The sequence below is a fragment of the Vibrio penaeicida genome (genome assembly GCF_002933855.1).
GTDB lineage: Bacteria > Pseudomonadota > Gammaproteobacteria > Enterobacterales > Vibrionaceae > Vibrio > Vibrio penaeicida_A.
Genome location: NZ_BFAQ01000031.1, coordinates 1 through 14,450 on the forward strand (window position 1 = coordinate 1; position 14,450 = coordinate 14,450).

Annotated in this window: 12 protein-coding genes and 1 pseudogene; 4 read left to right on the plus strand and 9 right to left on the minus strand. The window is 43.3% G+C overall.

The window, feature by feature from the left end:
• Both VPNCDNU1_RS17910 and VPNCDNU1_RS17915 read right to left on the minus strand, forming a co-directional pair.
• Window positions 1-238 (minus strand): annotated as a pseudogene (locus VPNCDNU1_RS17910) (type VI secretion system tip protein VgrG); the annotation flags it as partial.
• An 85-nt stretch (window positions 239-323) separates the two neighbouring features.
• A complete protein-coding gene (locus VPNCDNU1_RS17915; protein WP_101110170.1) occupies window positions 324-842 on the minus strand; it encodes an Hcp family type VI secretion system effector in 519 nt (172 codons plus the stop codon).
• A 223-nt stretch (window positions 843-1,065) separates the two neighbouring features.
• Here VPNCDNU1_RS17915 and VPNCDNU1_RS17920 point away from each other — a divergent pair, with 223 nt between their 5' ends.
• Genes VPNCDNU1_RS17920 through VPNCDNU1_RS17935 form a run of 4 tightly spaced genes read left to right on the plus strand, consistent with a single transcriptional unit; the run spans window position 1,066 to window position 5,135 of the window.
• Window positions 1,066-1,311: a hypothetical protein gene (locus VPNCDNU1_RS17920; protein ID WP_104401590.1), complete on the plus strand. Its 246-nt coding sequence runs from the start codon at window positions 1,066-1,068 to the stop codon at window positions 1,309-1,311.
• Between the two features lie 29 nt (window positions 1,312-1,340).
• The gene (locus tag VPNCDNU1_RS17925; protein ID WP_104401591.1) at window positions 1,341-3,515 is read left to right on the plus strand and encodes a LodA/GoxA family CTQ-dependent oxidase; all 2,175 of its coding nucleotides are present in this window, start codon (window positions 1,341-1,343) and stop codon (window positions 3,513-3,515) included.
• Between the two features lie 2 nt (window positions 3,516-3,517).
• On the plus strand, window positions 3,518-4,639 hold the full coding sequence (locus VPNCDNU1_RS17930) for an NAD(P)/FAD-dependent oxidoreductase (RefSeq protein ID WP_104401592.1): 1,122 nt from the start codon (window positions 3,518-3,520) through the stop codon (window positions 4,637-4,639).
• Window positions 4,640-4,643: 4 nt separating this feature from the next.
• A complete protein-coding gene (locus VPNCDNU1_RS17935; RefSeq protein WP_104401593.1) occupies window positions 4,644-5,135 on the plus strand; it encodes a hypothetical protein in 492 nt (163 codons plus the stop codon).
• Between the two features lie 84 nt (window positions 5,136-5,219).
• On the opposite strand, the gene VPNCDNU1_RS17940 is transcribed toward VPNCDNU1_RS17935, so the two are convergent.
• The 7 genes from VPNCDNU1_RS17940 to VPNCDNU1_RS17970 all read right to left on the minus strand — a co-directional run bounded on the left by VPNCDNU1_RS17940 (window position 5,220) and on the right by VPNCDNU1_RS17970 (window position 14,445).
• Window positions 5,220-5,894 carry a hypothetical protein gene (locus VPNCDNU1_RS17940; protein WP_104401594.1) on the minus strand — a complete coding sequence of 225 codons (675 nt, stop codon included), beginning with the start codon at window positions 5,892-5,894 and terminating at the stop codon, window positions 5,220-5,222.
• A 208-nt stretch (window positions 5,895-6,102) separates the two neighbouring features.
• On the minus strand, window positions 6,103-7,086 hold the full coding sequence (locus VPNCDNU1_RS17945; protein WP_104401595.1) for a DUF6708 domain-containing protein: 984 nt from the start codon (window positions 7,084-7,086) through the stop codon (window positions 6,103-6,105).
• Window positions 7,087-7,134: 48 nt separating this feature from the next.
• Window positions 7,135-8,076: a hypothetical protein gene (locus VPNCDNU1_RS17950; RefSeq protein WP_104401596.1), complete on the minus strand. Its 942-nt coding sequence runs from the start codon at window positions 8,074-8,076 to the stop codon at window positions 7,135-7,137.
• Window positions 8,077-8,097: 21 nt separating this feature from the next.
• Complete coding sequence (locus VPNCDNU1_RS17955; protein WP_145959464.1) at window positions 8,098-9,039, minus strand: hypothetical protein; 942 nt, start codon at window positions 9,037-9,039, stop codon at window positions 8,098-8,100.
• Window positions 9,040-9,060: 21 nt separating this feature from the next.
• Window positions 9,061-10,002 carry a hypothetical protein gene (locus VPNCDNU1_RS17960; RefSeq protein WP_104401598.1) on the minus strand — a complete coding sequence of 314 codons (942 nt, stop codon included), beginning with the start codon at window positions 10,000-10,002 and terminating at the stop codon, window positions 9,061-9,063.
• A 14-nt stretch (window positions 10,003-10,016) separates the two neighbouring features.
• Window positions 10,017-13,556 carry a toxin VasX gene (locus tag VPNCDNU1_RS17965; RefSeq protein ID WP_104401599.1) on the minus strand — a complete coding sequence of 1,180 codons (3,540 nt, stop codon included), beginning with the start codon at window positions 13,554-13,556 and terminating at the stop codon, window positions 10,017-10,019.
• Complete coding sequence (locus VPNCDNU1_RS17970) at window positions 13,543-14,445, minus strand: DUF4123 domain-containing protein (RefSeq protein ID WP_167404825.1); 903 nt, start codon at window positions 14,443-14,445, stop codon at window positions 13,543-13,545. The genes VPNCDNU1_RS17965 and VPNCDNU1_RS17970 overlap by 14 nt, the downstream gene beginning before the upstream one ends.
• Window positions 14,446-14,450 lie beyond the last annotated feature (5 nt).

Consider the following 14,450-nt stretch of genomic DNA (forward strand, 5'->3'; position numbering starts at 1 on the left):
GGACAATGCCGTGAACACGCTGAGTGATTTCCCCATTTTGAATCACCGACAGCCAAGCGTTTTTGTCCACCACTTGTTCAGGCGTGAGGTCCATAGAGCGGCTGGCGAGTTCAATGTGATAGCGAAAGCCATGACAGCCCTGATAGTTCGACAGGGATTCTTGCCCGTGATACTCGCGCACAATCAAGGTATCCGAAGCCAGTCCTTCGACATCCAATGAGAAGTTTAAGGTGCCCATGCAATCAATCCGTTAATTCAAAGTACATGTAACGACAAAAGCAAAGCCCCGTTTGGTGGCTTTGCTCGAAAGGTATGGGGTTAAATTACGCTTCAACAGGTTTACGCCAATCGTCGGAACCTGAAGTGCCTGCGTTTACATGGTCCCAATTGATCTTGCGGTAAGACAAAGAGACGGTCACATTCTGAGTAAAGTCAGATTTGGTTGGGTCTTGGCAGTGAGGCATCTCACAGTGAATGTCTACAATCGAAGCGCTTTCCAATACCGTGGTAAAGAAGTTCTCCTGCTTGCCTTCAATTGAAGTGCGATACCACTTCAGCTCAACGGTGCTCATCTTTTCGCCAGATGCTAGTGCGTTGTACAACAAAGGTACTGCCTTGTTCAGTGCCACCGTAAACTGGAACGGCTTATGAACACGTTGACCAGAAGGTTGACCCGATTGTGGGTCGGTTGGCACGGTTACGTTGTGATTGAATTCTTGCACAAGCATTTGGTCTTCGTGCCCTTCAACAAAGGCGTCACCAATGGAGTCGGTAGAAAGAGCACCAGCGGTAATGAGCCCCTGAGTCTCGCCTTCGATAGAGATGTAACATGGAGTAGGCATAGTCAATCCTCATAAACAGGGGGCTGCCCCCTTAGTTATTAAATAAGACATTTGATAAGTGAAGAGTGCCTGAGCGTAGTGTCGCGCCAGAAACTGAAGAGTATTGAGCAAGGGGTGTGCCAGAATTATATTTAAATATAAAACAAATAGTTAGATAGATTTGGTCATGGGGTAAAGCGAATAGTTGCTTGTGTGTGGGCGAATAATTGCTTGAGTAGCGAGAATGTGCCTGGATCGGTGTCACACTTGGTTTGTTGTCGCACTAGCAATAGATTCTGAAGTGTTCGAGTTGCTTCGTTTTCTATTTGGTTACTTATCAAAAACTGAAACTGACACCAAAGTGAGCTCAACGATTACTTTCCTTTTTGCCATGCTTGTTGTCGATCAAATAAAAATTAAAGTAGGTGTGAACATAGTTGGGATAATTGCGATTTCAACTGAAGCTCATGCTATGAATAAACGTAAATAGTCAGCATAAACATAAAGGATACTATTAATATGCCAAAGTACTACGTCTACCCAGCGATTGGCATCGCAAGGCTAGGAAACTCTGAGTCTGAGTTTTTTGTTGGTCCAGAAGTTCCGTATCAGGACATAAACCCAAATTTTACAGGCAATAATTTTAGCGAATGCTACGAAACTTACAGTTTAAACAATCGTTCAGATCAAGAACTCAATTTCAAAGACAGCCAAGGAAAAGTAAAGCGCCAAGCGGCGCGTTTTCGAATATTCGAGATAGATGATTGCGATCAAATTGTACGAGAAGTGACCGCTAAAGAAGCAACGATAGAGTGGGAAGTTCATATAGCGAATCGAAAGTCCATTAACTACCAATTTAACAACGCTATGGACTTAGGAAAGCTCTCTCAAAATTGTGAGTTACGCAACGCCTTTGTTACCGATCTTCAGGAACGAAAAGACAAGTTACTGATTGAGCCAAGCGTACGAAATATTCAAGGTCGTGACAGGTGTGGGAAAGATTATCTATTTAACGACGGCACCTTTTTTGGTGGAACAAGCCAAGAAAGAACGGTCTATTTAGGCGAATTGAGAACCGATTGCGAAGGGCGCTTACTGGTACTGGGTGGACGCGGCAAATCAGACAGTTACAACAATAGCCCCATCACGACGTTTGCGAATAACGACAATTGGCATGATGACATCAGTGACGGCACAGTTCGAGCTACAATCACTATTGATGGCGAAAGGCATGACGCTGAACCCGCCATGGTAGCTGTAACGCCGCCAAACTTTGCTCCGGGCATGCCCGGTGTCGTTACTATGTATGATGTTGTAAACGATCTGCTTAATGATAAGCCTCAAAAAACGCAGTTTTATCGCGATATCTTCCCTATTCTTAATAGCTTAGTAGAGAACCAAGGTGTCAACTTGGGCTACTTTATGGCATTTGGTGACAATGCACCTGCGAACTTCACCAAGCCTTCCATTCTAGAGAAACTGAAATCTTCAAGTGTTGACAACCTAGCTTTACGAGAGGCGGTGTTCAAACAATTCCGTATCACACCAGAGCTCACCGTGGCACAGAGAGCTGAAGAAGTTGAGAAGCTACTTAATTCACCGAATATTTCTGAATTGGATGAAAGTTTAAAATTGGACTTAGCAGGTACATTTAACGAAGCCATCAAGAAAGCACAAGTGCAAGTGCAAGCCGATAAACTTCCCCCCATTTTTGGGGACAGCTACGGTGACGCGCCAGATTCACCTCTTGTGGGGTTGAGTCTAACTTCCACTCAATATCAACACATGCACAATTGGGCGATAGGTGAATTTGAGCTAGATACTAATCCCAAAGAAAACCCTACACCGCTAGATGGCATCAATGACCCACTGGAAACAATTCTCTCTGTAAAAGAACGCGCGCATATACTTACCAAAACTAACCTGCAAGAGTGCCTCGGTGGGCCGTTCCATCCCGGCATCGAATTAACGTGGTTTTTGCGTCGTGAGTCTATGTGGAATGTGTCTGATAGCGTCGACAGAATGCGCCTAAACGTTATAAACAGGGGAGAGGAAGTACAAGATTATTTTGGTCCCATTTTAACACCCGAAGTGGCGTTAAAAGATATGTTTAATGTTAGTGGTCCCGGCACACTAACGCGTTTTATGGGCGTGCCTTGGCAATCGGATGAAGGGAGCTGCCGCTCGAACCAAGACTACGATACAGCGCAATACTTACCAACGATCACTTTCTGGTCTGCGCGTGTTCCCAATCAAGTGTTGAGCCAGCGTTCTTTCCAGCAAACTCAAAACACAGATCTATCTGCTGCACAGCGTCACAAGTTCTTCAGTTACCGCCAAGACTGGTTGCGATTCTTACGCGAAGGCGGACAGAACCCGAGAGTTACCATGGTCGATAACTGGGACAAAATTGGGATTGTTGTTAAGAAGCCTATTGATGACTTCGATATAGAGAGTGAAGAAGTGAAAAGTGCTTGGGTTGAATCACAAGTAAATGTGCGTTATTTGGCTCACGACGCAAGTTATCGACAATTGCTTAATTTAGAAACCCTGTCGCCTGAAGAAATATTGCACAGCACAAACAGCCTATCCAAGACAAAGGAAGACATTGAAAAGCTAAATGAAGAAGATAAGGAAGTGTCTGAATTAGGTCTCGCGCCTAGAATCATCCCAAGTCGCGAAAAGTTGAATTAGCAATGAAGGAATCACACTATCAAGTTGTGGTTCTTGGTGCAGGTGTTGCAGGTTTATCCGCAGCACTTGCACTGGCGCAACAAGGCATCAAAGTCGCTGTATTCGATAAACAAACCGCACAAAAACAGAGTTTTGGTGAGTGTGTTCATGGAACCATGCAGCCTATTCTGGCAGAGCTGAAATTATTCGATAGTTTTATTAAAGACGCACACTTTGAACTTCAAGGATATCAAATCGATTGGGATAAATTAGGTCATCATGAACGGAGTTTGATCACCAGCCCATACGGGACAGGCTGGATCCTGAACAGAGAAAAGTTTGATACGAGTTTGATAAGTGCGGCTATAGAAGCTGGTGTCGATATCTTTTGGCAATCTCGTCTAACTGAATTCTCAGAGCAAAGTGATGGGTGGCAGCTTCATTTCATGCAGCCTGATACCAGCCAGTATGTGGTGGAATCCAATTTTATTGTTGATGCAACGGGGCGTGCCCGAACGCTCACCCGGAAGTTGAACATTGCAGAGAAAAAGGGCGATAGCTTGGTAGCTTGCTGCGCACATCTAAATCACAGCGGTTCAGGGGCTATAGCTAGGCAAGAAGCGGTAATTCATAGCAGCTTAAATGGGTGGTGGTACCTAGCTCCGTTTTCTAATAACAAAGCGACATTGTGCTATTTCACCGACAATGATTTGGATATGCCCAAGACATTTTCTGAACTTGTCGAGCTGGCATATGAACATGCTTCGTTAGCCCTCTATTTGGATAGCTGCGATTTAAACGATAACGCTCAAATGAAAATCACCCCAGCTTACTCATCTTGTATCGCAAAAAGCGTAGGCAATAACTGGTTGGCTGTTGGGGATGCATCTTGTAGTTATGACCCGCTATCTTCATACGGCATTACGTCTGCTCTTGGAAGTGCATTTTATGCCTCGAAAGCCATTACCCATTGGTTTATTGGTCAGCCCCAATACCTAAAGGAATATGAAGCACTTATGCAGGATAGCTTTCTTTCATATTTGCCAAAGAAAAATGAGGAGTATGAAAAAGTGACACAATTCAACTCTCCATTTTGGCAAAGAAGAAACCTCAATCAACCATTTCATCAATTAACAAAGGAATAATCTGATGACACGTATTTACTTCCTATTCACTCTTATTTTTGTATTGGCAGGGTGCCAAAGTACCGACGTCCAAACAGAGAAAACGGGGTTGTCTGAAAATGAAGTCATTACTGAACTGCAAAGCAGGCTTAAAACCACTTCCTACCTTTTAAAAGAATCGAAGTTTGTTGAAAGAAATCAAAAAGTAACCTGTAAGGGTGTCGATTTTGCGCAAGGTAAGTGCTTTGCCCCTGCATGTGCCCCATGCGAACCTTCTGCACTTACAGTCGCACAAAAGTCAGGTTGCCTAGATCCTGGTCCGCTAGGCACAGGGTTATTGTGCCAAGTTACGAATGGTGAGGTTTCGGATAAACCCTGCTGCATTGATGGACAAAGTTGTGAGTTGGAATCCTCACCTCCGGTTTCCAAAACAAACGAGAAGAGCATGAACTACCAACTGTTTCCACCTTTGACTGATCGTAAGTTTGAAAATAACAAGTGTGTTTCAGTGAAGTGATATGTTTTGCAAACCCGCTTATAAACCGATTTGTTAATACAAATCGGTTTTTGTTTTTAGGCAATATGAGCAAGCACACTAAATCTACATTTTATCGTTATCTGAGCGGTAGTAGAGATAATCTGATTTGGTACTGTCCCACCGGAAATAGGAGATATTAGTATCGATGCATTGTTTTATGTCGTCTATTACGTCTTGAACGTGCCCTTTTTTAATCGTTCGTAGATTGGCGATCCGATGATAAAAAACAGTCCAAGAAACAACCGCATTATCCCAACGGACGCCGCCATCATCACTGGTGGTAAATATGTAGCTGGGAGGGTCTATTTTTTCGCTATGCTCCCATTCTTCAGCAATCAACCTGTCTAACCCTTGATTACCCGCTTCACAAGATGAGAGTGATACAAAGACTTCACCATCGTAGTCATTCATGTCGGTAAAAATGGGTTTCATGGCCTCAAACATCTCTCGCCATCTGAGAAAATCGCTACCAAATTCAATACCTTTTTTGTTGCCGTGAGCAGAAATATGAATACACAAAGGCATATCTTCTTCCCCTCTAGGACCGTGGCTAGAATCAATGGAGGAGATGTAGCGACAATACTTGATGAGATCTTTTTCAGAATAAGCGATGAACTTAGCCACTTTATGCCCAAAAATTTTACACACCTGCTCTAGTGCTTCTGCCTCTGAACGCTCATTAAGCAAATCCATAGGGTCAACGCATTCAATGATAAAAAGCCTGATTTTGTTATACATTTTTCTAGCCTATGGTTCAGCCTTGATTTAATTGGTAGGAGAGTAATTTAAAGCATGAGGTTTTAGGAGGGATTCAGGTTGCTGGGTTTGAAAATGCGACCGAAGTAACAAAGTTATTTCGGTCGTTTTTGATACTGTTTTCTTAATCAAACTTTTGAATGTACCCATCGGCTAAAGATCAAGGATTTATTGGTTCGTGAGCATACCTTTAATGCCAATTCACTGTTTTTCCTGTCCATTTATGCACTTCTTCCGGCCAGCGATCTTTAATGGGATTAAATCGGATAGCGAATTGAGAAGGGGAAATAAAGGGCAGCAATCCATAAAATACCGGAGAAAGTATCCAGCCTATGATTTTTGCTTTTACACTCCAATTGGGGTTGGGGATTTTGAAAAGAACGGGCTCTTGCATATTTCCTGTTAACACGCCTTTCTCACCCATAGACATAAAACGCCTCACATACTCCCAATAGATATAAACATCAGAATGTCCGTCTACACTCGTTGTTAAATTTAAAGCGACAGGCTCAGCACCACACGGACCTTTTATACAGTGTTTAGGATAAAGCCAAAGATTTAAGTTATAGGCATCGGAAAATGCACCGTTGCCTACGTGATGTGGGGCGTACATGCAGGCCATTTCACACTCTTTCCATGGGATGCGATACAAGGCTTTTTTATGGAACACGTATACTTCTTGGTTTTTATGATGGAAACGAACAGGGGTTCGAATAGGTCGGCATAGTTCGACAAAACATAGCAATAGTATGAAAACCACCACCCCTGATTCCATTGGATGTAGATAAAACCAAGGTGTATCGTTTCTCGCTAATCTGATAATTAAGTATGTGATTAAGAAAATCGGAAACATAAAAAACTGAGCGAAGCGAGTTAGCGTCTGTCGATTATGCACGCTGTTTACTCTCATGTCGATAAAGTCACCGTGCGTACCTGCTGAGTGTAAAAGATAAGATGAATCGTAAAAACCGCCGTCTATCTCCTCAAATTCATCTTTGAGTTCTATTTCCTTTTCAGGAGGATTTAAAACATCCTCCATAATATGGCTGGTACCAAAACCAGTACTAAAGCCAACCCCTCGGCGTCTTATAGTGTTTTTAAATTCAGGCGCGTACCCTCGGTGCTCAGCACCTATCCATAGGTCTTTAGAGACTTTATTGATTTTATTTGGCATACATGGTCTCGGTTATTTCTTTAGCTGTTAATTACAGTAAGTCTCGATCTACTCAAAAATATCAATACTTGGTCCTGTTGTAGGCAGCTCACGTTGCTCTGTTCTTAATTTGGATAGAGCCGCCTCAAATTCTTCATCCGTCATATCGCGCCAGTATCTTGGCTTTTTGCCTGTTTGTTCGTCATGCGCTGCAGTGACGGAGTCTTTTGGTCTTGCAGGTTCAAGAATCATGATGTCTGGTATCGGTTGGCTCACGTCCATATAGCGTTGAATCATGTTCCATAGGCGGTAGTACTCGCCAACAGGCTGATTTGGCCCTATCAATGTTCCGATGGGCACGCCAAACGAGTAACCCATGTAGCGATGCACCAAAAACAGGCTGTAGCTTAAGTGTCCTTGGTGAGAAGGGGCAGACATCAATACACAGTCAAATTCAATGAATGGGTGGGTGAAGCGAACTTTGTTGCCTTTCTTATAGAGTGTGACCATGCCAGTTTCACGGCTCAGATCAAAAGACCGTTTACTCTTAAGAAACGGCGCTAAGAACAAGTACCCCCGAGAAATCAGTATAAAGTGCAAATAAACAAGCGCAGAGGGGACAAAGTAGTAAGAGACGATAGTAATTGTCTCAATAAACAAATCGACAGTAATTGGAATGTCGGGGTTAAAAAACGGGAGTGCTAATAACAAAGTCATACCAGGAACCACAACATAAAGTCCAACTTTAGCCATTGCTACTAAAAAGAAATAGACTTGTGACCAAGCGGATAAAGATTCCTGTTGTAGGTTTCTTTCATCCCAAAACATGCCTTTTGAGGTGTCTTTCTCCATTTCACGAAAATCTGAAGGCTTTAAGTTTTCGATGCATGAAACCGAAACCACCGAGCTGGCTTTGGAAAAGCCCAACGGCTGCCCTTTGGAAAAAAAAGACGTGTGAGTGTTGGGTTTCTGCTTGGTGTAACTCTCGGAGTTATAAATGGAATTTGTCATTCATATATGCCGCAGCTACTGCTACTCAAAAATATCAATACTTGGTCCTGTTGTAGGCAGCTCGCGTTGCTCTGTTCTTAGTTTGGATAGGACCGCCTCAAACTCTTCATCCGTCATATCACGCCAGTACCTTGGTTTTCTGCCTGTTTGTTCGTCGTGTGCGGCGGTGACAGGGTCTTTTGGTCTTGCAGGTTCAAGAATCATGATGTCTGGTATCGGTTGGCTCACGTCCATATAGCGTTGAATCATGTTCCATAGTCGGTAGTAGTCGCCAACAGGTTGATTTGGCCCTATCAAGGTTCCGATAGGTACGCCAAACGAGTAGCCCATATAGCGATGAACCAAAAACAGGCTGTAGCTTAAGTGCCCTTGGTGAGAAGGGGCAGACATCAATACGCAGTCAAATTCAATGAATGGGTGGGTGAAGCGAACTTTGTTGCCTTTCTTATAGAGTGTGACCATGCCAGTTTCGCGGCTTAGATCAAAAGACCGTTTACTCTTAAGAAACGGTGCTAAGAACAAGTACCCCTTGGAAACCAGTACAAAATGAAAGTAAATAACCGCAGAGGGGACAAAGTAGTAAGAGACGATAACAATTGTCTCAATAAACAATTCGATAGTAATTGGAATGTCAGGGTTAAAAAATGGGAGAGTAGAAAATAAAGTCACAATAGGAACCACAAAATAAAGAAAGCCCTTAGCGATTGTGGCTAGAAAAAAATAGAGCTGTGACCAAGCGGACAAAGATTCTTGCTGCAGTGCTTTTTCATTCCAAAACATGTCTCTTGAGCTGTCTTTCTCCATTTCACGAAAATCTGAAGGCTTTAAGTTTTCGATGCATGAGACCGAAACCACCGAGCTGGCTTTGGAAAAGCCCAACGGTTGCCCTTTGGAAAAAAAAGACGTGTGAGTGTTGGGTTTCTGCTTGGAGTAACTCTCAGAGTTATATATGGAATTTGTCATTCAAATATGCCGCAGCTACTGCTACTCAAAAATTTCAATACTTGGTCCTGTTGTAGGCAGCTCACGTTGCTCTGTTCTTAATTTGGATAGGGCCGCCTCAAATTCTTCATCCGTCATATCACGCCAATACCTTGGCTTTCTGCTTGTTTGTTCGTCGTGTGCTGCAGTGACAGGGTCTTTTGGTCTTGCAGGTTCAAGAATCATGATATCTGGTATCGGCTGGCTCACGTCCATATAGCGTTGAATCATGTTCCATAGGCGGTAGTACTCGCCAACAGGTTGATTTGGTCCTATCAATGTTCCGATGGGCACGCCAAACGAGTACCCCATATAACGATGCACCAAAAACAGGCTGTAGCTTAAGTGCCCTTGGTGAGAGGGGGCAGACATCAATACGCAGTCAAATTCAATGAATGGATGGGTGAAGCGAACTTTGTTGCCTTTCTTATAGAGTGTGACCATGCCAGTTTCGCGGCTTAGATCAAAAGACCGTTTACTCTTAAGAAACGGCGCTAAGAACAAGTACCCCCTAGAAACCAGTACAAAATGAAAGTAAATAACCGCAGAGGGGACAAAGAAATATGAGATGTTTATAGCTGAGTAAATAAATAAATCGACAGTGATTGGTATATCGGGATTAAAAAATGGGGGAATAGAAAATAAAGTTATACCAGGAACCACAAAATAAAGAAAACCCTTAGCGATTGTGGCCAGAAAAAAATAGAGCTGTGACCAAGCGGATAAAGATTCCTGTTGTAGTGCTCTTTCATCCCAAAACATGTCTCTTGAGCTGTCTTTCTCCATTTCACGAAAATCTGAAGGCTTTAAGTTTTCGATACACGAGACTGAAACCACCGAACTGCCCTTGGAGAATCCCAATGTTTGCCCTTTGGAAAAAAAAGACGTGTGAGTGTTGGGTTTCTGCTTGGTGTAACTCTCGGAGTTATATATAGAATTTGTCATTTATTACGTTTTCTCTATCGGTTCCGGTTTTCTTCTGGTCGCACAATGGCAACCCCTCTGAGCCAGTCTTCATCCTTTTTAGTAAAGGCTGGAAAACTGCTGACTTTTGAGTTATCAAACGCTTCATCCAATTCCGGTCCAGGGTAAATTGTATCGTTCGCTCTAAGCCGGACGCGAATGTTAAATGCTCGAAAATAGGTGTGAGTATAAGCCTTGCTCTTGAACATGTTGGTTTCTAAGCTTGTACTTTTTAAAGGAAGATCATGTTTTACAAAAAAGGCATACCCGTCAAACGTATTTACCTTTTTTAGTACCCTTAGGTTGTTTGAGCGCACCTCCGAAAGTTCGGCGGAGTAATCAATCCCCATCCGGCTGGTCTCTTTCGTTTTTCGCCAGATTCCTTGCCTAGCAAAAAACTCTATTATCAATTTTTCTTTATTAAATAGAGACGCGAGATTGGTGTTCACCCATATCACATGCGTCGCTCCTAATGCTGTTACTTCCTCGGTAATAGAGGCGGGGAATTCCGTTTTCTTTTCAATTGCGTACGATTTGATAGAAATATTGAATATCAATCCAATAAACCGATTAAATGCGGTTTTTGGATCTTGTAAGTGTTTGTACTTTTTAGAGGGATCTTTGCCAAAAGGACCGTTTTTTAACCACACCTCAATTGGTGTGTCTTTAAAAATGGTGTAAAGCACGAACCCGAGCACCGCTATCCCGACCCCAATCCAAGCTATGGGACCAAGGCCCAGAAAAGTGGCAGACGAGGTAAACAACCCTGTTGCGAGTGTGGTGACCAGCGTGCCCATTGCGACCATACCCATTGCCAAACCCGCATCGGTATCGCTTGATTCGAAGAGGCGGTAGCTGTCCCAAGCGGCAATACCAGCAGTCAACAAACCACCTATTAGTCCAATGGTACCTAACCGGCTAATATTACTGACTAGGGACGATGTACCATTTTTAAAGGTAAAGCGGGCAACAAGGCTTGGTGGAAAACGTATAAAAGTCTTAGCGCTATTGATGGCAAAGGAAGACGCATTAGATGTGTAAAAATTTGCCGAGTGCGCCAGCGCGACACCTAAATCTAAAGTAGCGCTAAACGCATTAGCGATAGAGTGCAAGCCATTCTTCTTATCAATCATGTTTTTAAAGTGTTGCAAATTATTGATCAAATTTATAGTTTCAATCACCGTGATAAAGTAGGGGACTTTCAATGCTTCATAAATGTTACTCCCAGTCGCACCTTTCTTACCAATATCTTGCAATGTTCTTTGCGTGGCTTTCCTATTTAACGCTTCAGCAACTTCTGATCCTTCCGGTACTACAACCACTTTAAGCGGTAGCTTTTTACCAACACTTTTAGTTCCGGATATCACATCGTTTGAATGAAACGATTTTTTCCCGGTAGATGCAATCAGCTTTCCATCTTTATCGTATAAACGACCCATGGGGGTTTTATTTTTGTTGCTTTCTATATGTTTACGCTCCACATCCAACACACCGTAGCTCAACCCATGACCATGTACGCCAACCACTGCCCCTTTCAATTCTGAACCGCCAACAGGGACATACAGTGCCTCCCCCCAAAGTTTTGAGTTTGTGGACTTTAACAATGCGAGTACGGGTGCATAAGCTGAATTGAACTCCACCACTTTAGCGTGTTCACTAATACTCTTAGATAACGCGAGTACTGCGTCGAAGTAGCCTCGCAAAATGCCATCGGTTGTGTTTGAAATTCGGCGTACTGTAGCGAAAGGACCTTCGGAATTGTCATTGGCCTTCGCCATGAATGCTAAGTCTATGACCTTGAGGGCGTCATCCTCAATGATAAAATGTTCACTTTCCCATTGCGCGAGGGATTCAGGGGTCGCGAATCCTGTTCCTGAATTGAACGGTTCTGGAGGTGTGTATTTATCTTCTAACGAAACCAATTCCGTAGATGGGAATAAAACTTTATGGAGCGGGTGAGGGCTGCCGCTTTTGAGGATATGGCTTACCGTCGGCATGAAGCTCACAGGCTTTTTATCCTCAGGAACCGTCATTGGATCAAGGTTGTCGATATCCATACTTAATGCGGTTAAGCCATACCCAGCAATGACGTGGGCTGCAGAAGCGTTCACCCCATTTAGCGAGCTGATATCTCGTAGTACCTGCGCCGTGCGTGTCGCGTTCATTTTCAGCTCTACTGCTTCTTGAATTTCTTTCACATCTCGCACGCAGATCTGTCGTTCAATGGTTCTCATTGTGCGATGGAATCGCCCCCCAAAAAATGTATCGAACTCGTCTTTATGTTCGTAGAATGGATTCTCTTGCTTACCAAATTTCTTTGGTAAAACGAATCGTTGAACCAGCTCAGCGCATTGGAAATACTCTTGTTTGGACATATCCGTATAGACTTGCTGCAAATAACCAATGCCATACATCACAGTAAAGGCGTTGTGCCTAAGGTCAAATAAAGGGTCGTCTAGAACAATGGCTCGGAGTTTACGCTCGCGTGCGTCAGCCAAACAATCTTGAAGAGCGTCGGTCTTCCATGCATCTTCGCTAGAATTTTCTGGCGAAACAATCGCCTCCAGAGCCGCATGTTTCATCCCATATTCGTATTGGAAAGATTCATTGTATCTGAGGACATCCAACGCACTTTTTCCATCAGCGGCGATGGTTTTGAATTTGTTTTTTATTTGTTGGTATTGAGTATTAAGCCAATTTCCAGATAGGTCATGACTTAGGTATCTGGGTTCAGCACAAAACAGTTCAATCTCCGGCTGGCGAGCTCTCATCTCAGGCAATGCTTTGGCATGAAGAACATCAACAGAGTCTTTCACATTCAGTTCATGAAAGGCAGACAAACGACGTGAGCGATCATATTCGTTGGATTCTAGGTGATTTAAATACTGTGCACTCCATTGAACCTCAGAATAGGCAAAATGAACTGTTGCTCGGTTGCCATTTGATTTTGCAGGCACCCAAATATCGCTGATGGGTAAGCCTTCAGGTTCTCTCTCTTCGATTTTGAAGGGCTGATCCGTTGCTTCCCGGTGCTTATACAGATCGATGTCTCTGAACTTAACAGAGCCATCCTCTTGCCTGCGAACTTCAATTTCTCGCCATGCTCGATTGTTGTAAAAAATATAGAGATACCCATTTCGGACTGGGGCAACTCTGTCTTTGTAACTCAGATCTTTGTCAAAAGTTGGCAAAAGAGCGAGTGGAACAATGGAGTGAAGCAAGTAATGTTGTTCTTTGGATTGCCTCTCTTTGGGTTGTATGTCTGGGTATAAGGGTAGATTTATCTGACCGGTTTCCTTAGACACTGCTAACCAAGCGTTAATTTGCGCGTTTTGACCAGACCAATCCCAACTATGAATCGTCGTGTTATCGAGTGTTTCGATTTCTATTTGCTGTTCTAACCATTCCTGTCGTACCAAATCGCCTTCGTCGTAGAACATAACTGACTGCTCTGGATTGTGCTGAGTACCAGTTACTTCAACGAATACTTTCTTTGACTCACAGGCAGGTTTTGAGCTGAGCTTATTCGCCGACATAGTGCTTATCCTCAATCATTTTTTGTTCTAGAGCGTGAAATTTGGAACTCGAATCCAATGGTTTTAAATGCATTAGATGTTCAATGTTTTCAGGTTGCGTTTCATAGTGATCGCATAGTTGGAAGAACTGAGCGATGTCATCGGGTTGGCTGAGATTTAGATTTTCAGAGAGAATGTAAAGTTTTCGGTATCGCTTCCATTGTTGAGCATCACAATGGGTTATTGATTGTTTGGACAAGTATTCGCCAATAATTTTGTCGTCATGAAGGCGTTCCAGAGCGATTTGTTGAGAAGGTGAAAGCACTTTTTGTGTATTCACTTTCGAGATTGCGACGTCGAGGTTTTCTGCTGAGCCATCGAAAAAGCAGACTGAACCATTGCTTGGAGAGTCTGATGGTGAAATCCAGGTGACTTGCCTAATTTCACCAAGCCATGTTTGCGTATCGGACGGATCGGACTCACCAAAGAAATAGTGAGCGACTCGTGGGTTGTAAAAATGAAAGACTCCCCTTCTCGCCCCATCAAAAGAGAGGGTGAGGCTACTTCTCAATTGGCGAAGGAGATGATCGAATAACATTGATGTTGGAACAGATACAAGAATCCAAGACCAATCAAAATCTGGGGGTGTCCCCTCCGCTAGGCGTCTAAATAGGGTGCTTTTGGTTTCAACTCTAGCGACTATTGGGCTGATGGATACGAATTCTTGGAGTTCACTTTCTGCATAAAGAGGCTCTATTTCGGAAGTCTCCGAAAACGCATATATTTCTTGAGCGGTTGAGCCACTATAAGATGCAATGATGTAGTGTTTCAAGTTGCTCTGATTCAGTTCCAGCAGAGTGGGGCGCACATTCGCGTTATTTGCTTCCGGCATGGTGACTATCTCGGTCATATTGC